We start from the raw sequence: 17,904 nt of genomic DNA, 5'->3' as shown, positions 1-17,904 counted from the left end.
AATTGCGCCATGAAAATCTTGCTGGTAGCGGCAACTGCATCAGAAATTGAACCTCTTCTATCGCATTTCAATATCATTGAGAATGGCGGAACCATTAAAGGAAATAGCCTGGACATCCTTGTTACGGGCGTGGGTATGACTGCCACAGCCTTCGCAATGGGCAGAGCCCTTGGTTTAAACCAATACGATCTGGCCATTAATGCAGGTATAGCAGGCGCTTTCGACCGCTCACTAAAGACAGCCGAGGTTGTAGCGGTTACCCTCGATTGCTTTGCAGAACTCGGAGCAGAAGATGGCGAAGATTTTTTAACGATAGATGAATTGGGCTTTGGCAGATCAAGCGTGAAACCCGAACATACCTTTGAACACCGCAACATCGACGCTTTAAAAAAAGCAAAAGGAATAACGGTTAACAAAGTTCACGGGAACGATGAAAGCATTTATACAACCGTTACACGGCTAAATCCGCAGGTGGAAAGTATGGAAGGCGCAGCTTTTTTTTATGCCTGCAACCAGTCTAACCTTCCCTGCCTGCAAGTAAGAGCTATATCCAATTATGTCGAGCGGCGTAACCGCGATACCTGGAAAATACCTTTAGCCATACAGAACTTAAACGCCGTATTGATAGAACTATTAAACGATCTGCCATGAAACTGACTTTAGGATTTTCTCCATGCCCCAATGACACCTTTATTTTTGATGCCTTAATCCATCATAAAATAGATACAGAAGGTTTGGAATTTGAAGTTTTTTACGATGATGTGGAAACGCTTAATCAAAAAGCTTTTCGCTCAGAACTTGATATCACCAAACTTAGTTTTCATGCTTTTGCCTACGTAGCAGACCACTATGCCCTGCTCGATTCGGGAAGCGCACTGGGTTTCGGAGTGGGGCCGCTTTTAATAAGCAAGCACCCCGACACATCTCCTGCCGAACATGCGTCAAACCTTCGTGTAGGCATCCCCGGAAAATATACTACGGCTAACTTCCTGTTAAGTCTTGCCTACCCCAGTCTCCAGAATAAAATTGAAATGCGATTTTCAGAAATTGAAGATGCATTGCTAAAAGACGAAATTGATTTAGGCTTGATTATTCACGAGAACCGCTTTACTTATCAGGATAAAGGACTGCATAAAGTAATTGACCTGGGCGAATATTGGGAAAAAGAAACAGGTGCAGCAATCCCTCTCGGCGGAATAGTGATCAAACGGGAACTCCCCGAAGAGGTTAAGCTCAAAGTTAATCGTGTTTTACAACGAAGTGTTGAATTTGCATTTGCCAACCCAAAATCTGGAATTGCCTACATCCGCTCGCATGCACAAACCATGGATGAAGCAGTGATGTATCAACATATTGAGCTTTACGTAAACAAATATTCTATAGATTTGGGGCAGGAAGGCAGGAAGGCGATTGAAACGCTTTTTGAAAAAGCCCGGAGCCTGGGTGTGATTCCCGAAATTAAAGAAGACTTATTTTTAAATCATTCGCCTTTTAAAGGGCTATTCAAATTATGATCGTTATTACAGGTGCAGCAGGGTTTATAGCAAGTTGTTTAGTACAGAAACTTAATAGTGAAGGTTATCACGATCTGGTATTGGTCGACGACTTTTCAGACGCCGGACAGAATAAAAATTTCGCAGGCAAACGCTTCACCAAACAGGTTGATCGCGAGGATTTTGTTAGCTGGTTAAGAGAAAATCAGCTTCATGTGCAATTTGTCTTTCATTTAGGTGCGAGAACCGATACCACCGAATTTGACTATGCTTTGCTTAACCGTCTCAATCTCGACTATTCTAAAGATGTTTGGAACACTTGTGTTGAGTTCGGGCTGCCGCTGGTGTACGCTTCCTCGGCCGCTACTTACGGCCTTGGTGAGGTGGGCTACGATGACGATGAAACCAGGCTTGAACAATTAAAGCCTCTGAATCCTTACGGAGAATCTAAAAATGATTTCGATATCTGGGCGTTAAAACAAGATCGGAAGCCTTTCTTTTGGGCTGGATTAAAATTCTTCAACGTATACGGCCCGAATGAATATCACAAAGGAAGGATGGCCTCGGTGATTTTCCATACCTATAATCAGATCATGAAATCAGGCGAGATGAAGCTTTTCCAATCGCACAACCCTGATTTTAAAGACGGCGAACAAATGCGCGATTTCGTGTATGTGAAGGACGTTACTGAAGTAATGTATTTTCTGATGCATCACCGTAAGGATTCCGGAATCTACAATCTCGGCTCGGGTACGGCCAGAACCTTCCTCGACCTGGCAACAAACACGTTTAAAGCTTTAGGAAAAGAGCCTAAAATCAGTTTTGTTCCAACGCCTGAGGACATCCGCGACAAATACCAGTATTTTACAGAGGCCAAAATGGATAAACTGAAATCTATCGGTTACCATAAGCCTTTCCACTCACTTGAAGAAGGGGTAGAGGATTACGTACAGAATTACCTGAGCAAAGGCGAATATTTATAGAAGGAGCTGGTCTTTACAGATCCTCCTTCAGGTCGTAGATCTTATTTACGCTTAAACGCGATGAAATTCCCGAAGCGATGATAGAGATCAGGGTAACCGTTAAAAATACCAGGATAAAGTCGCTGATATTTAATCCGACAGGGTAAGCATCCGTAATGAAAGAGTCCTGGCCCATTTTTATAAAGCCGAACTCCCTTTGTGCTAAACAAAATATCAGCCCCGTAAGCATACCTGCAATACAACCCACAAGCGCAATCATCATTCCTTCCAGGAAAAATATTTTGCGTATCAATGCGGTGCTGGCGCCGATACTGCTCAGTATTGCTATGTCTTTCTTTTTGTCGATCACCAGCATGGTCAATGTGCCCACAATATTGAAGATGGCAATAACTACCACGAACGTGAGGATAAAGAATATTGCCCAACGCTCCATATTCAACGTTTTATAGAGCTGCTGATCTTGTTCAATACGATTTTTAACTAAGAAATCTTTACCAAGCGTTTCCACAATGTCTTCCTGCAGATCGTCGATGTCTTCGCCTGGTTTGGAATAGATTTCGATGGATGATACGTTGGTTTCTTCCTCCAGCAAGTTGCGGGCAAACTCGATGGGTACCAGTACCGATTCATCGAAAGCCTGCTGTATCTGAAAAACACCTACCGGGTGAATCGCTTTTGCCATAAATTCGTCGGCCGGGTTTATAGAATTCCCTGCATTCTTCCTGGGCGAAAAAATCTGCAAATCCAAAAAGTCGTCGTGAATATTTACTGTGAGGTAAAGCTTCACTGCGGAGCCGATTGCCGCATAGAAGGTGCTGTCGTTCTCTTTTAGACGATAATCCCCTTCCACCAGGGTGCTGTCCAGGCGTTTTCGTTTAAAAAAATCCTCGCTCACCCCTTTTACTAAACCTATATACTGTGCATCCCCGTATCTCAACAAGGCTCGTTCCTGCAATACTTCGGTGTAGTTTTCAATTCGCTTATCTGCCCTGAGCTGTTTGAAGGCCGCTGTCTGGGGATTAAAGGTCTTTCCCGTTGCTGGTTCAATTCTTATCTCGGGTGTGAAATTGTTGTACATCGATAGCACCACGCTCTCAAAACCATTAAAAACAGATAAAATGATCACCAGTGCAGCGCTTCCCACAAAAACGCCAAGCATAGAGATGCTTGAAATAAAGTTTATCGCGTTAAGCGACTTCTTTGAAAAGAGATATCGTTTGGCTATGTAAAAGGAGGTACTCAAATTATCTTAAATAATAATTGTTAACTCTTTCAAACCCTATGCTTGTCTCGCCTCCGTGCCCCGGATAAACGACACAATCATCCGGAAGGGCCAGCAGTTTTTCCTTAATGCTTTTCATAAGAGTATCGAAGTTGCCTCCGGGCAGATCGGTTCTCCCGATAGACCCGTAAAAGAGTACATCGCCACCTATTAAAAACGCATCAGCTTTGCTGTAAAAGCATAAATGTGCAGGAGAATGGCCTGGCGCAAATATCAGTTCGAGAGTACTGTGGCCGAAGGTGATGGATCCGCTTTCTTCGAGAAAGGTTTGAGGCATTGGAGAAACATCATAACGGATTCCCATTTGAGGCGCATATGCTGGTACCGCAGTTAATACAGGCAATTCTCCTTGATGAAATTGAGGCAAAAGTCCAAAAGTATCATGAACAAACTTATTACCCAATACATGGTCGATATGACAGTGTGTGTTCAACAACAATACCGGTTTGAGTTGCTTTTCTTTTATAAAATTCAAAACAGCATTTTGCTCTGCCCCGGTATACATTCCGGGATCTATAATCACACATTCTTTTGTTTCATCAAATAACAGGTAAGTATTTTCCTGGTAGGGATTGCAAACAAAGGATCTGACTTCTATCATGGTTTCAAAAGTAATAACAAATGCGTCAAACGAGAGAGTATCTTTGATTATAATGATACGGGCGCAGGATTGTTTTATGCCTATACCCGCCGGCGTATGTATTACCCGGCAGTAAAGTCCAGATTTTCTTGATTTTATATTTAAATGTATATTCGGGCAACTGAAACCTGCCTTATATGCCAGTTAAAACCTTTGGAAGCTCTGTCTATGGAGTTGAAGCCACTACCATCACCGTTGAAGTTAATATCAGCAGCGGTACGAAATATTTCATAGTAGGATTACCCGATAACGCCGTGCGGGAAAGCTTGCTGCGGGTTGAAAGCGCCATCACCAACTGCGGCTATCGCATGCCGCGCCAGAAAATAGTAGTAAACCTGGCCCCGGCCGACATTCGCAAAGAAGGCTCGTCTTACGATCTTGCTATTGCAATCGGGATACTTGCTGAATCGGGCCAGATTGAAAACGCTCGGCTGGACAAATATCTCATCCTTGGAGAGCTTTCGCTCGATGGCGATATCCAGTCGGTAAAAGGCGCTCTGCCCATTTCTATCCAGGCAAAGAGAGATGGCTTTGAGGGATTAATTATTCCGAAAGCCAACGCCCGCGAGGCAGCAATTGTTAAAGATCTGCAGGTTTACGGAGTAACAAACCTCAAAGAAGTAGTAGAGTTTTTTAACGGCGATACCTCACTTAGCACTACCGTAGTAGATGCCCGTGATGAGTTTTTATATAACATCAACAATTATGAAAGCGATTTCTCGGATGTAAAAGGCCAGGAAAATATCAAACGGGCATTAGAAATTGCTGCAGCGGGCGGCCATAACGTCATTCTGATCGGTCCGCCCGGCGCTGGAAAAACTATGCTTGCCAAGAGACTGCCAACGGTGCTTCCTCCCCTGAATCTGCATGAAGCCCTCGAAACCACCAAAATCCATTCGGTTGCCGGTAAACTTGCAGCTGCAGATTCGCTGATGACGATCCGGCCATTTCGTTCGCCGCATCACACCATAAGTGATGTCGCGCTGGTTGGCGGCGGCGCACATCCACAACCCGGAGAAATCTCACTGGCACATAATGGTGTTCTGTTTCTGGATGAATTACCTGAGTTTAAACGTACCGTGCTCGAAGTGATGCGGCAACCGCTCGAAGAGCGGCGGGTAACAATATCCCGGGCTAAATTTAGCGTGGATTATCCCGCAAGTTTTATGCTGGTGGCTTCGATGAACCCATGCCCCTGCGGGTTCTATAATCATCCCGAAAAAGAATGTGTTTGCGGACCAGGGGTAGTGCAGCGGTACCTTAGTAAAGTATCAGGACCACTTTTAGACAGAATAGATCTGCATGTGGAAGTCACTCCCGTAGATTTTAATGAGTTATCCTCCGACAGAAAGGCGGAAGCCAGTGTGCTAATCCGCGAACGTGTTATCAGAGCCCGCGAAATTCAAACAGAACGCTTTAAAGACAAGGCTGATGTTTACGCTAACGCCCAGATGAGCCCAAAAACGGTGAGAGAGATCTGCAGGATCAGCGATGCCGGGCAGCAACTCCTTAAAAAAGCAATGGAGAAACTAGGGCTTTCGGCCAGAGCATACGACAGGATCTTAAAAGTATCAAGAACGATTGCCGATCTGGATTCGAGCGATGAGATTACGCTGGAACATTTGGCAGAAGCGATACATTACAGGAGTTTAGACAGAGATAGTTGGGCAGGGTAATACGTCATAGCATAATACCATTTCATCATATCACTTAATTAACAACCACCCAACTAATCACATGAGCAAATATTTACTTACCGCACTGATAATTTTCACCCAATTGTCGCTAGCCCATTCGGCGAAAGCCTCCCGCATCGTAATCGCAAATGAGATTCCTGACAGCATCCAAAATTGGCTGGACGCTGAACTTGCAAAGGGAAAAGTTAAGACGTTGGTTGATTATAATTCTTCGGCTTTTTTCACAAGGGATACTGCAAGAATCATAGGCTATATCAAAAATTACGACCGCAAGTTATTCACAACCGGTATTAGCTACGCCGGTAACAATATTACAAATGAAGATACCCCGATTGCTATAATAGTTAAGGAGGATGGTCGATTTGAAGCCAAAATACAGATGAACCACCCTAAACATACGCATGCTCTCTTTCAAGGCAGGATGTTCAACTTTTATGTGGAACCAGGGCAAACACTTGCCGTAATATTAGATTGGAATGGTCCATTGACCGAAGACAATTCTAAATTCCGGACTACCCAATACAGAGGGCCATCCGCCGAAATCAGCGAAGGATTATCTAAAATCACATTAAAAACCCCCGACCGCGACCTAGTACGAAGCGCCAATAAACTTAGCCCTGCAGAGTTTAAGGAAAGCTTGCTCGCCTCCTGGAAAGAAAGTGAAAAACAACTTGAACAAGATTTCAGAAAGCAGCATTTCAGTCCCCAGGCCGAAAATATACTACGGAAAGAAATCGTTTTGATGTATGCTACCTCTTTTTTTAACTACCTTTCATACAGAGAGTCGAGTGCGAGAAACGACACTGCATCTAAGATTTTGAAAGCTCCCGTTGAGAAGTCGTTTTTTAACTTCCTACAAAACTTTTCTTTAAACGATCCGGCTCTGTTAGTGACCTCGGGATTTTCCACATTCGTCAACCGGTTCGAATTTAGTAATCCGCTGCATTTTAGAAGAAGCTCTGAAGTAAGGAAAAAACCCTTCCACCACTTTTTATCGACCGATATAAAGATAGTGCTCTCTGAAGATGACTCCGTGTATATTAAAGCGAATCAAGCACTGGGAGTTAAATATGATGCAAGCAAAGAAAAAACAGAAAAAGACGAGTTGCTTAAACAGATGAATATCAATAACTTTGCGCTCCAAAAAAAATACAGCACGTATTTTGATCAATACAACCGTAAATATCAAAATATGGCAAATGAAGCGCGTGTAGCTTCCCTTCATAAAGGATGGAAATACAAAGATTCCATCATGGCGAATATCTTTCAGCTAAAGCCGAATCTGGTGTACGATATCATTAAAGTGCGATCCCTGAATTTCAATTTCGGACAGATGAAAGGGCAAAAAGATATGGCCCGTACCTATTTAACACAGCTTGAAAAGGGATTTAGTCATCAGTCTATCATTCAGGAAGCAGAAATATTTTTCCATAAGTCATACCCCGAAAACGCAAAACAAGCATACGAATTGCCTAATCAAAAAGGCACAGAAATATTTCGAAAAATCATTGACCCTTTCAAGGGTAAAGTGCTTATAGTTGATTTTTGGGCCACCACTTGTGCGCCTTGCATAGCATCTATAAAACATCACAAAATCACACGTCAGACATATAAAGGAAAAAAGGATTTGGAGTTTATTTTCATCACAACAGATAATGAATCTCCGCTGAAGGCCTATAACGCTTTTGTAAGCGACCAGGAGCTTGTGAATACCTATCGCCTAAAATCAGATGACTTTTTATATCTCCGTCAATTGTTCAGATTTAACGGAATACCGAGATACGTTGTAATTAATCAGGAGGGGCAGGTCTTAAATGATGATTTTCCGATGTCCAACCTGGAAAAAGAATTACCTAAACTGTTTACTCAAAAGTAAAATTCTAAACTGGAGCATCTGGCAGAGGCTATCCATTACAGGAGTTTGGACAGGGATAGCATGGCAGGGTAAAAAATAATTTCACAATCAGCCATACTTGATATACTTTTTCCTTTGGTACGGAGTTATTATCTCAGACTATCCTTCTCAAACGGGATGTTTTCATAAGTAAGAAGCCAGGTATTACCTGGCTTTTTTTATTTGTTTATATCTTCTTCCTCACCCGGGATGACAGTAAACGGCTCCGGCTCATCCTCCTTCCCTTTCCCCTTTTTTCTAAAAGGAGATATAATTTCATAAAAAGCTACCTCGGCAAACTTGCTTAATATTTCTATTCTGGGTGCTATTTGGCCACTTTCGATTTTATGCAATTCGATCTGGCTCATCTGGAGCAATTTCGCAAAATCAAACTGACTGTATCCCAGCTTTAGCCGAACGGTTTTTATTTTCTTACTGAAATATCTTTCCATTTAAGAGCGCTGAATTAAAAATCAGCAAGTGTTATATCATCTAAAACTCTAACTCAAAATTAACTATTATCCTTGGTTTCCCAAACGGCTGTTTTTAAGCCGAATACGAATTAGATATAAGAATACCCGCTAAGAAGCTCCTTTAAAACTCAATTGACGGAAAAATTAAGCCTATTGCATTATTTCATCAGCATTGTCGAACTGCTTTTGCTGATGATAGTCGAGGGCAAGATTACTGCTGACACGTTCTTTTGTGGGGCGCAGCGTTAAAAAATATAATATCACTAAGGCAGAAACACTCAAGAGAAAGATATTCCCGGTTAGAAAATACGTAACTATGCCGAAGAGCGATGCTCCTTCAAGAAGGGCGAGACGTGTAAGAAAAGCGGCCTGGTATACCATTGCTTTTTCGTTTAAAGCCTCCTTAAGCTTAGCCTGCTTCAGAATCTGATCAAACATCACTTTAGATAAGATGAAGCAAACTACAGCCATTATGGGCACTACGTATAAAAAGGGCCGGTCAGACGCCTGAGCTTCCATATCCCGGTTACTATTAAGGTAGCTAACCACCAGGGCAAAAAGAATCTGAGCGGCAAGCATCGCAAAGAATATAATAGACATGGTCATTAAGAACTTTGCGGGAGTTTGAGAAAGCTGTCGTGACTGGTTCATAAGAATTACATTGATTCTTAAAGGTAAGCTTTCCCGGCCAATCCCCAAAAACAAAGCCCCTGGTGTGCAGGAGCTTAAAAACTAACCAATTATAAACCTAAATTAAACGAAAGGAGCTGTAGGGGAAGGAATCGAACCTTCAAGGAGTGGTTGAACCGTTAAGGCGTTCCCAGAATCTCCGCCACCGAGACAAGGAGGTGTGTCTGCCTGTTTCACCACCCTACAGTGTTTTGTAACTATTTTTACGTTACTTAGTACAAATTTAAAATAAAATGCATCTTTGTTGCAAATATTCCAACAATATATTTTAATTTTTGTTAACTTTTTATTTACTTAGACGCTTAATTAATATCTTTTAAAATTTGTATGGAAAAAAGAAGCCCAAATTTAGAAATTGATAATCTGGACATGCAGATTCTTGCTCTGTTAATGGAAGATGCGACCATTCCTTATACAGAGATTGCCAAGCGTTTAATAGTATCCGGCGGTACCATACACGTCAGGATGAAGAAAATGCAGGACCTCGGTATCATAAAAGGTTCAAACCTGTTAATTGATGCACAAAAAATAGGTTATGATGTTTGTGCCTTCCTGGGGATTTTTCTGGAGAAGGGCTCTATATATAAAGATGCTGTAGAGAAGCTTAAAAAAGTAAAAGAAATTGTCGAGCTTCATTATTGTACAGGAGCTTACAGTATGTTTGCCAAGATAATTTGCAGAGATACCAACCATTTACGTGAAGTACTGAACGACAGTATTCAGGCGGTTGAAGGGATACAGAGAACCGAAACATTTATTTCTCTGGAGGAAAGCATTAAACGGCAAATAAGCCTGGAGTCGTAAAAAAATTTGAATCATTAAAAAAGGTCAATCTAACCAGATTGACCTTTTTTTGTATACTAAAATTGTGTTACTCTGAGCGGAGTCGAAGAGCTCTCGAAATACTGGATGTTTAAACTTTCCAAAAATTTGGAACTTTTGGGAAAGTTACCGGCGTCATAGCACAAAATCCCAGGATGACAAAGGGCGCTGCAATCCAAGGGCAGCATTCACAAAAAAGGTCAACCTATTCGATTGACCTTTCACTTCGCTTAAAAGCTAATACTATTTCTCCTGGTACAAAACACTCTTCACCGCTTTGATCACTTTCTCTGCACTTGGCAAAGCTTCTTTGATCAGGGTTGGAGCATATGGAAGAGGAACGTCTGCGCAAACTACTCTCAATACCGGAGCATCAAGGTAATCGAACGCATCTTTTTGTACTTTAAAGGTGATTTCAGTAGCAATTGAGCCTAATGGCCATGCTTCTTCAACTATCACCAAACGGTTAGTCTTTTTAACAGAGTTGATAATGGTATCATAATCAATCGGACGAACAGTACGTAAGTCGATCACTTCTGCCTTGATTCCTTCTTTCGTTAATTCTTCAACTGCCGGATTAACCACTCTTGAAAGCATTTTACCAAACGTTACTATGGTAACATCGGTACCTTCTTTCAATACATTGGCCTTACCTATTTCGATATAATATTCTTCAGCCGGAACATCTCCCTTATCACCGTACATTACTTCAGATTCCATGAAGATCACCGGATCAGGATCAAGGATAGATGATTTTAATAACCCTTTTGCCTCGTAAGGTGTAGATGGAACTACCACTTTCAATCCCGGAGTATTGGCATACCAGTTCTCAAAGTTTTGTGAGTGCTGCGCTCCAAGCTGACCGGCATTACCAGTCGGGCCACGAAACACAATTGGGCAACCAAACTGGCCACCACTCATCGAAAGAATTTTAGCAGCGCCGTTAATTACCTGGTCAATCGCAACCAAAGAGAAGTTGAAAGTCATGAATTCAATGATAGGCTTCAGACCGTTCATTGCAGCACCAGCGCCGATTCCAGCAAAGCCAAGCTCAGCAATAGGAGTATCGATTACACGCCTGGGACCAAATTCTTCCAGCATCCCCTGGCTCACTTTATAGGCACCATTATATTCAGCAACTTCCTCACCCATTAAAAAGATCTTGTCATCTTTACGCATTTCCTCATTTAATGCTTCGCGAAGTGCTTCTCTGAACTGTATTTCTCTCATTATATGTAAAATAAATTCGGGGGCAAATATAATCTTAAAGTTTGAAAAAAAGAGGTGGTTTTGGGATGAGATTTGGATAAATTTTAGCGGTTTTCCAAGTTTTCTCCTAAAACCATCTTTTCAGATACCGGATTCCTTAAAAGCTGGGGCGCCCTCCTGTTACGTGCCTAGCAGTCTTGCGAAGACATTTTTGTAGTTCTTTTCATCCCGAAACCTGAACGCCCCTTACTTTTTCCGAGTTAACCCCTCATAATCACGGCCTTATTATCCGACACTTGCAATATACCTAAGCAGCCCCCCGGAGCCTGCACCGAAAAACAAGACTATGAAAAGCACCCTATTGGGATAAAAACTTTACAATTTATGGGCAGTCCAAAAAACCTATTTTAAAAACAAACAACAAAACCGATGAATTTAAAACCAATTTCAAACCTCAAATTAATCTGTACAGTGCTGCTTGCATGCGGCCTTAGCTTCTCAGGTTGCAAAAAACAAGAAACCGCTGCCCCTTCCGAACGATCGGTTGCGACCTCGCAAAAAAGCAGCGCCGAAACAAAAGCAACGATAACCTGGTACCTGGTGCGGGCCTCTAACCCTACCGCCGATCAGATAGATGCTTATAACAGGATCACATCTGCTATGAACGCTGCCGTGTCAATGTATAACGGTCAAACTACCTACTGCAGCGGAAATCTCCGCGTAGAATATAACACTGGTGTACCCACTGCCGACGGAAACTCTAACGGAACAATCCGCTTCGGAGCGAACCGCGCCTACATGACCCAGCGCTGCGCCATGCACGAGATTGCACACACCCAGGGCGTTGGAACTACAACCCGCTGGAACGAACTTCGCAGCAACGGAAAATACACCGGATACTATGGCCTGCAAATGATCAGAAGCTTTGTGGGCGAAAGCCCAAGCTCTACTATCAGCGCAGACGGCCATTCTTTCTGGCCTTATGGACTAAACTACGAAAGCGAGTGGACTACAGTAAACGGACAGAGAAATGCCCGTCTTGTAGGAGCTTTCCAGCGGGACGGCGTATAATCATTAACAAATTAAGCCCATCAGGCACCCGCCTGAATCAAATTGTAATAGAGAACCGCCTTGGTAATGAGGCGGTTTTTCTAATTCAAACACCTATGAAAAAGTTATTTATCTATCTCAGTAGTATTATTTTGATCGTCTTACATTCATGTGGCGGATATCAAAACGGTCCGGCCGATATGAAATACCTGATCCATACCGACAAACCCGGCCAATCCATTAAACCCGGCGATTTTCTTTCGGTTAACTTCATTCACCGCACCGAAGAAGATTCCGTTATCGCAAATTCATTTAAATCAGGCAAACCCGCCTTGCTTGAGCAGCAGAAACCTTTTTTCAAAGGAGACATCTTCAGCGGTCTTTCCATGCTAAGCGAAGGCGACAGCGCCACCTTCAAATTGAACTTCGATTCCATGCAAACCATCCTGAATGTGATGAAACCATCTCATACCAAAGGGCATTATCTGCTGTTCACGGTAAAGGTTGAAAAGGTGATCCCAAGAGGGGATTTGAATGATTCGTTATTTAAGATAGGGATTGAGAGATTTTTGGCAGAGGAAGGAGTATCGACACAAAACTGATGCGTACTTAAACAGGATCCTATCACCCCAGGTTTTGCAAATCATCCAGGTCCTTAGGTCTGGCCGATGACTGTTTAGCTTTAATTAAATCACTAACATGAATTGTTCTTATTTCGAGATCGTCCTCATGAAAATAAACTGATTTTTCGTAGCATTCCGAAAAATTCAGGCCTTTTACATTAATCATAACATCAATAGCAGAAGGAGGAACCCCAAAGGTGAACACATCCCAGTTTGTATGATGAAGGAAGTTTTCTTCCGTCATATCAAACACAGGCATTCCAAAGTCCGAAAAAGCTCTTTTTAATAACGCATAATTATCATGAGTTCTCTCCACCCAAATATCCATGTCTCCGGTGGTTCTCGAATAGCCGTGAAGAATAACTGAAAACCCGCCAATCAGAATATACCGTACATTATTTGTGTTAAGTGCCTTGATGAAATCCCTGAAATCTTCATTGAAAACATTACCCATTAGCCTCTTGCCCTTACACTAAATTTAGTTCTGTCTAAACGTGGCGGATTATTCTCCGGGTAATTATAAGCTATGCTATTCAGATAATTGGCAATTCTAAGCCTTTCCTGCCAGGTAAGTGTTTTATAGTACTTAGCGTGAGAAGCTGAAGCTTCCTCCGCTGTTTGACCCTTAAATGCTGTTCTGTCTAACCTGAATTGTGACATATTCAAAAATAGGGTTTTTATGCCTCATCCCCAACCCTTCTCCAAAGGAGAAGGGAGTACTTGGCTGGTAATTCATTTATAATCTTTTTAAAAAACTCTAAACTTAATTCACTCAGCCATGCTAAAGCACCAACCCCTCTCCTTTGGAGAGGGATCAAGGGCGAGGCTCCTCCTCAACCCCATCCACCAAATCAACCTCTTTCACAAAATTACTCTTCACAAACTCGCACCAAAACAATCCACTTTTCCCCTGCAAATCTTTAATTCAGCACCCTGAAACCTCAAATTCCAAGAAAGACATCCCTAAAACTTTCTTTAAAAGTAACCAAAGCACGAGCGCTGGGATGAACAAAAATACGGCCGAGTATATTTTTGTTCTTGATCTTTGGTTACTTTCCATCAAGGGAAAGTAACTAGGCCTCTCCGCGGCCATGAGCGGATCCTAAAATCGTGTTTCAGGAAGCATCCACTAAGTAGTCTTTGATACCAGATATTGGGAAGTATAACCAAACAAGAACCCTCACCCGCCACTACACCACCCCAACGCACTCTCCCGAAAATCGGGACAAGTCCTCCCCTTGGAGACGAGTACAGGGCGCATAAGCAAAACGCCTATTTCTCTTCCTCTTCAACCCCTTCCACAATATCAACCTCTTTCACAAAATTACTCCTCACAAACCCACGCCAAAACAATCCACTTTTCCCCTGCAAATCTTTAATTCAGCACCCTGAAACCTCAAATCCCAAGAAAGACATCCCTAAAACTTTCTTTAAAAGTAACCGAAGCACGAGCGCTGGCCCGAACAAAAAGGCGGCCGAGCATTTTTTTGTTCTTGATCTTTGGTTACTTTCCATCAAGGGAAAGTAACTAGGCCTCTCCGCGGCCATGAGCGGATCCTAAAATCGTGTTTCAGGAAGCATCCACTAAGTAGTCTTTGATACCAGATATTGGGAAGTATAACCAAACAAGAACCCTCACCCGCCACTTCACAACCCCAACGCACTCTCCCGAAAATCGGGACAAGTCCTCCCGTTGGAGAGGAGTACAAGCTGCCTACCTTTCCTCCAACTCATCAACATCCCCATCCACCAAATCAACCTCTTTCGTAAAATTCGATCTCACAAACCCACACCAGCTACAATCCTCTTTCCCACACCCCGTAAACTTATGCTCCAGTATATTCTGATACGTCTCCCTAATCTGCCCTTTCACCACAGCCAGGTGCTCCGGCTCAATCACTACCTTATGCTTCACATACTCCTCCTTCACCGGCTCAATAAAATCAAACTCCGTACTCACCACCTCCCAGTTCTTCCTGCGGTCGTTTTCCACTAAGATCTTATAGAACACCGCCTGCCGCCAGTAGTCCCCGCCAACCGGATCTTTCTCATTCGGCGCAGCAAACTTAGCCCGTGCCCGTTCATAGTTCCCCGTTTTATAATCCACCACATTCACCTGCGAACCATGAAATTCCAGCTTGTCCAGCACCCCTTTAATCGGCACACCATCAACCTCCACCTGCTTAATCGCATACTCCGTAACCGTAATTTTCTCCCAGCTTTCCACATACTTATTATAGAACTCCGGAAGAATTTTCTCGCCATACTCCATTCTGCGTTTAAACTGCTCATCTGTAAAGGCTTCGCGGTTGCGCTTCATGTACCACTCAAAATCCTTTAAGAACTGAGGCAAGCCATGAAACACATTCCCATTTTCCGGCAGACTGCGAAACAACTTATTCAGCGCCCAATGCACCGCAGATCCAAACGTCATGGTTTCATTCTTGCCGCTCGGCACCATAATTAAGTTCTGGAAATAGAACTTCAGCGGACAATCCAAATAATTATTCAAATGCGTCACACTCAGCGAGTAGTTCTGCAAAAGCTGGTTCACATATTCGGTATCAATCAGGCCGATCGAAGGCTTATCATCCTCGGTAAACTGCAGCACAAAAAACTCCGTGAGCACCGCATCGCTAACCGGTTCCCGAACAATGGTATGATCCGTTTTCGACAAAATCTCCCCGATAAACACCGTAGGCTCCAAATCCTTGCCCTTGGTATCCAGCTCAGGGAAAGAAATCGTTAAATGCTTTTTCGCACGCGTAATCGCCACGTAAAACAAACGGCGCAGCTCCTCCTCATGGTTCGACGAAGGCATCGACGAAAACACCGTATCCGGTAGCTTGTAGCCCATGCTCCGGCTCTTCTTCTTCTCCCACACTTTGCTGTTGCTACCAATCAGGTATACATGCTCGAACTCCAAACCTTTGGAACCATGGCAGGTCAGGAAGTTCACCCCCTGCTGGTGGAAAATCGTTTGGTTCAGCTCCAGCGACAGATCATTCTCTTCCAGCAAATCTATCAGGACGATAAAATCCTTTAGCTTCAAATCTGGCTTTTTCCGCGTCTCCTCCTTCAGGAAATTAAACAGCGACGAAATCACCTGCATCAGCCAGGTTTTATCCGGCGACTTCAGAATATATGCCAAAATCCCGCCCCGCACCATAATCTTCTCGAACAGGTTTTGCAGTGTCAGGTTATTTGCCTCCTTGATCCAAAACTCCAGATCATCGCTCAGGCGCTTAATCTGCTTATGGCTCTCGGTATCAAATAAGGTCAAACCGGTTTTAGCCGCAATCTGCTGAATCTTCGATCGGATCGAAGTCTTGTCTTTATGGTTCTTATTGTAATCGCTTACCTCCACACTAATCTTAGCCGCATCCATCGGGGCGATGTCGTAAAAATCATAATGCATAATCTGGAACAGCAGCTCATCCCCGTTAAACGGAAACTCGTTCTCAATCGCCATGTAGCGCAGCAAATTCACAATCTTTTGTCCGAAAGGCTCCGTTAAAATATTCACTTTCCGCTTGGTATTCACCGGGATGCCTTTTAAATGGAAATACCTCGCCAGCTCCTGTCCCGAACGGTGCTCCTTGTAAATCACCGCAATCTCCTCCGGCGAAACACAATCTTCAATCAGTCGCGAAACCTTATCCGTAATGGCCGCAAACTCATGAAACTGACTTTGGTAAGCCTTAATCTCCGGCAATACAGTGCTGTTGATGTGCAGCTCATTTTTAGACAGCAAAAACTTGCTCAGCCCCGGCAAATTCACCCTTTCGGTATTATGCTCAATCAGCACCCGCGCCGTATCCAGAATATGCTGACTCGAACGGTAATTATCCGTCAGCATCACATGGTAAAGCGCATCCGCATAACGCGAGCTGTAATCCGTAATATTCTGCACATTGGCCCCCTGGAAGCGGAAAATCGACTGATCATCGTCGCCCACCACAAAAATATTGGGGCTTTCCCAGTAGCTGATTAACAGGCTGATCAGCTCATTCTGCGCACCGCTCGTATCCTGGTACTCGTCAACCAGAATATACTGGTAACGCTCCTGGTAGTTCAGCAGAAAATTCTCGTCCTTTTTAAAAGCGTCGAGAACCCAAATGATCATGTCGTCGTAATCATAGCGGCCCGCCTCCTGCATCATCTTCTGATAACGCGGATACTCATGCACCGCCGCCTTCAGCAGCGTCAGTTTCTCACACAGCTCCGTATAAGCAGGCTTTAGCGAACCCGCCTCTTTATTCAGGTACTTTTTAGCGTATTTATAAATCTTATAGTAAATCGAATCCGGCTCGCAGCTGCCCACCAGCTCCTTAAACTCCTCAATCTTTTCCTCAATGTACGCGGCGCTCCAGTCTTCCCGCTTCATAATCGAAAACAGCTCCTGCAGGCGGCTAATCTCGAAATACACATCCCCGCGGAAACGCTTCAAAGGGTGGTCCTTCCCAAAGCTGTCTACCAGCCGGCGGAACAGGTCGATGCGCTCCAGGTCCGAAATCGGGTCCAGCTCCAGCTTGCCGAAATAGTCCAGGTTCTCCTGTATAATGTCGTTACAAAACGCGTGGAAGGTATAAATATTCACCCGGTACGCCTCCGGACCAATAAACTCAAACAGCCGCTTCCGCATCGCCACCGCACCCGCATCAGTATACGTTAAGCACAAAATATTATGAGGCTGCGTATCCGTATCCAGCAGTATTTTACCAATCCGCGCCGCCAGAATCTGCGTTTTTCCCGTCCCGGGACCGGCAATCACCAGCACCGGACCATCAATCCGATTCACCGCCTTTAGCTGGTTCTCGTTTAATCGCGAAAGGGCCTTTTGAAAGTTCTCGTTGTATTTTGAGAGGATTTGCATAGAGTATGAAGGTAGGGAAATGTTGGGGATTTTGGTAGGGGAGTGTAAAAAGGGGGTGGGTGCGGTTGGGTGGTTACGGCACTCGTCATTTCAATTGTCATCTCGGCGCCTTTGTCATTTCGACCAGAGGGAGAAATCTAATGGATGTAGAAACCTACTATGACTTTTGTTT

16 protein-coding genes are annotated in these 17,904 nt (G+C 43.6%); 8 read left to right on the top strand and 8 right to left on the bottom strand.

Annotated features, from left to right (window positions below; genetic code table 11):
* Window positions 1-9 precede the first annotated feature (9 nt).
* From mqnB to rfaD, 3 genes are read left to right on the top strand one after another with little or no spacing between them, the layout of a single operon-like run.
* Window positions 10-651 (top strand): futalosine hydrolase, encoded by a 642-nt coding sequence (gene mqnB, locus J3P43_RS03785; RefSeq protein WP_255899217.1) that lies wholly within the window; start codon window positions 10-12, stop codon window positions 649-651.
* The gene (locus J3P43_RS03780; protein ID WP_255899215.1) at window positions 648-1,514 is read left to right on the top strand and encodes a menaquinone biosynthesis family protein; all 867 of its coding nucleotides are present in this window, start codon (window positions 648-650) and stop codon (window positions 1,512-1,514) included. Before mqnB ends, J3P43_RS03780 begins: the two co-directional genes overlap by 4 nt.
* The gene (gene rfaD, locus J3P43_RS03775) at window positions 1,511-2,476 is read left to right on the top strand and encodes an ADP-glyceromanno-heptose 6-epimerase (protein ID WP_255899213.1); all 966 of its coding nucleotides are present in this window, start codon (window positions 1,511-1,513) and stop codon (window positions 2,474-2,476) included. Before J3P43_RS03780 ends, rfaD begins: the two co-directional genes overlap by 4 nt.
* A 13-nt stretch (window positions 2,477-2,489) precedes the next feature.
* Here rfaD and J3P43_RS03770 read toward each other — a convergent pair whose 3' ends face one another.
* The gene (locus J3P43_RS03770) at window positions 2,490-3,719 is read right to left on the bottom strand and encodes an FtsX-like permease family protein (RefSeq protein ID WP_255899211.1); all 1,230 of its coding nucleotides are present in this window, start codon (window positions 3,717-3,719) and stop codon (window positions 2,490-2,492) included.
* Window position 3,720: 1 nt separating this feature from the next.
* A complete protein-coding gene (locus J3P43_RS03765; protein WP_255899209.1) occupies window positions 3,721-4,359 on the bottom strand; it encodes an MBL fold metallo-hydrolase in 639 nt (212 codons plus the stop codon).
* A 176-nt stretch (window positions 4,360-4,535) separates the two neighbouring features.
* Between J3P43_RS03765 and J3P43_RS03760 the strand changes: the two genes are divergently transcribed.
* Window positions 4,536-6,074 carry a YifB family Mg chelatase-like AAA ATPase gene (locus J3P43_RS03760; RefSeq protein WP_255899207.1) on the top strand — a complete coding sequence of 513 codons (1,539 nt, stop codon included), beginning with the start codon at window positions 4,536-4,538 and terminating at the stop codon, window positions 6,072-6,074.
* 61 nt (window positions 6,075-6,135) lie between these two features.
* Window positions 6,136-7,971 carry a TlpA family protein disulfide reductase gene (locus J3P43_RS03755; protein WP_255899205.1) on the top strand — a complete coding sequence of 612 codons (1,836 nt, stop codon included), beginning with the start codon at window positions 6,136-6,138 and terminating at the stop codon, window positions 7,969-7,971.
* Window positions 7,972-8,168: 197 nt separating this feature from the next.
* Here the strand turns inward: J3P43_RS03755 and J3P43_RS03750 are convergent, their stop codons facing one another.
* Together J3P43_RS03750 and J3P43_RS03745 are read right to left on the bottom strand one after the other, a co-directional pair.
* Entirely contained in the window at window positions 8,169-8,441 is a 273-nt protein-coding gene (locus J3P43_RS03750; RefSeq protein WP_255899203.1) for a helix-turn-helix transcriptional regulator, read from the bottom strand.
* A 171-nt stretch (window positions 8,442-8,612) separates the two neighbouring features.
* Complete coding sequence (locus J3P43_RS03745) at window positions 8,613-9,113, bottom strand: hypothetical protein (RefSeq protein WP_255899201.1); 501 nt, start codon at window positions 9,111-9,113, stop codon at window positions 8,613-8,615.
* Window positions 9,114-9,479: 366 nt separating this feature from the next.
* On the opposite strand from J3P43_RS03745, the gene J3P43_RS03740 reads away from it, so the two are divergent.
* Window positions 9,480-9,956 carry an Lrp/AsnC ligand binding domain-containing protein gene (locus J3P43_RS03740; RefSeq protein WP_255899199.1) on the top strand — a complete coding sequence of 159 codons (477 nt, stop codon included), beginning with the start codon at window positions 9,480-9,482 and terminating at the stop codon, window positions 9,954-9,956.
* Window positions 9,957-10,217: 261 nt separating this feature from the next.
* Here the strand turns inward: J3P43_RS03740 and J3P43_RS03735 are convergent, their stop codons facing one another.
* The gene (locus tag J3P43_RS03735) at window positions 10,218-11,204 is read right to left on the bottom strand and encodes a pyruvate dehydrogenase complex E1 component subunit beta (protein ID WP_255899197.1); all 987 of its coding nucleotides are present in this window, start codon (window positions 11,202-11,204) and stop codon (window positions 10,218-10,220) included.
* 408 nt (window positions 11,205-11,612) lie between these two features.
* Between J3P43_RS03735 and J3P43_RS03730 the strand changes: the two genes are divergently transcribed.
* Both J3P43_RS03730 and J3P43_RS03725 read left to right on the top strand, forming a co-directional pair.
* Complete coding sequence (locus tag J3P43_RS03730; protein ID WP_255899195.1) at window positions 11,613-12,254, top strand: hypothetical protein; 642 nt, start codon at window positions 11,613-11,615, stop codon at window positions 12,252-12,254.
* 95 nt (window positions 12,255-12,349) lie between these two features.
* Entirely contained in the window at window positions 12,350-12,835 is a 486-nt protein-coding gene (locus tag J3P43_RS03725; RefSeq protein ID WP_255899193.1) for a hypothetical protein, read from the top strand.
* Window positions 12,836-12,857: 22 nt separating this feature from the next.
* Here the strand turns inward: J3P43_RS03725 and J3P43_RS03720 are convergent, their stop codons facing one another.
* From J3P43_RS03720 to J3P43_RS03710, 3 genes are all read right to left on the bottom strand, one after another.
* A complete protein-coding gene (locus J3P43_RS03720; RefSeq protein WP_255899190.1) occupies window positions 12,858-13,310 on the bottom strand; it encodes a DUF6036 family nucleotidyltransferase in 453 nt (150 codons plus the stop codon).
* On the bottom strand, window positions 13,310-13,516 hold the full coding sequence (locus J3P43_RS03715; RefSeq protein ID WP_255899188.1) for a hypothetical protein: 207 nt from the start codon (window positions 13,514-13,516) through the stop codon (window positions 13,310-13,312). The genes J3P43_RS03720 and J3P43_RS03715 overlap by 1 nt, the downstream gene beginning before the upstream one ends.
* Window positions 13,517-14,570: 1,054 nt before the next feature.
* The gene (locus J3P43_RS03710) at window positions 14,571-17,732 is read right to left on the bottom strand and encodes an ATP-dependent DNA helicase (RefSeq protein ID WP_255899186.1); all 3,162 of its coding nucleotides are present in this window, start codon (window positions 17,730-17,732) and stop codon (window positions 14,571-14,573) included.
* Window positions 17,733-17,904: the final 172 nt, after the last annotated feature.

Origin of the sequence: Paradesertivirga mongoliensis (genome assembly GCF_024436395.1) — a bacterium.
Classification (GTDB): domain Bacteria; phylum Bacteroidota; class Bacteroidia; order Sphingobacteriales; family Sphingobacteriaceae; genus Paradesertivirga; species Paradesertivirga mongoliensis.
The sequence above is the reverse complement of the archived record's forward strand: the minus strand, read 5'-3'. Positions and strand labels throughout refer to the sequence as shown.

Coding starts and splice junctions, on each gene's coding strand:
- J3P43_RS03760 (WP_255899207.1), top strand. CDS start 4,536: ATGCCAGTTAAAACCTTTGGAAGCTCTGTCTATGGAGTTGAAGCCACT.
- J3P43_RS03765 (WP_255899209.1), bottom strand. CDS start 4,359: ATGATAGAAGTCAGATCCTTTGTTTGCAATCCCTACCAGGAAAATACT.
- J3P43_RS03720 (WP_255899190.1), bottom strand. CDS start 13,310: ATGGGTAATGTTTTCAATGAAGATTTCAGGGATTTCATCAAGGCACTT.
- mqnB (WP_255899217.1), top strand. CDS start 10: ATGAAAATCTTGCTGGTAGCGGCAACTGCATCAGAAATTGAACCTCTT.
- J3P43_RS03755 (WP_255899205.1), top strand. CDS start 6,136: ATGAGCAAATATTTACTTACCGCACTGATAATTTTCACCCAATTGTCG.
- J3P43_RS03715 (WP_255899188.1), bottom strand. CDS start 13,516: ATGTCACAATTCAGGTTAGACAGAACAGCATTTAAGGGTCAAACAGCG.
- rfaD (WP_255899213.1), top strand. CDS start 1,511: ATGATCGTTATTACAGGTGCAGCAGGGTTTATAGCAAGTTGTTTAGTA.
- J3P43_RS03740 (WP_255899199.1), top strand. CDS start 9,480: ATGGAAAAAAGAAGCCCAAATTTAGAAATTGATAATCTGGACATGCAG.
- J3P43_RS03780 (WP_255899215.1), top strand. CDS start 648: ATGAAACTGACTTTAGGATTTTCTCCATGCCCCAATGACACCTTTATT.
- J3P43_RS03750 (WP_255899203.1), bottom strand. CDS start 8,441: ATGGAAAGATATTTCAGTAAGAAAATAAAAACCGTTCGGCTAAAGCTG.
- J3P43_RS03730 (WP_255899195.1), top strand. CDS start 11,613: ATGAATTTAAAACCAATTTCAAACCTCAAATTAATCTGTACAGTGCTG.
- J3P43_RS03745 (WP_255899201.1), bottom strand. CDS start 9,113: ATGAACCAGTCACGACAGCTTTCTCAAACTCCCGCAAAGTTCTTAATG.
- J3P43_RS03725 (WP_255899193.1), top strand. CDS start 12,350: ATGAAAAAGTTATTTATCTATCTCAGTAGTATTATTTTGATCGTCTTA.
- J3P43_RS03735 (WP_255899197.1), bottom strand. CDS start 11,204: ATGAGAGAAATACAGTTCAGAGAAGCACTTCGCGAAGCATTAAATGAG.
- J3P43_RS03710 (WP_255899186.1), bottom strand. CDS start 17,732: ATGCAAATCCTCTCAAAATACAACGAGAACTTTCAAAAGGCCCTTTCG.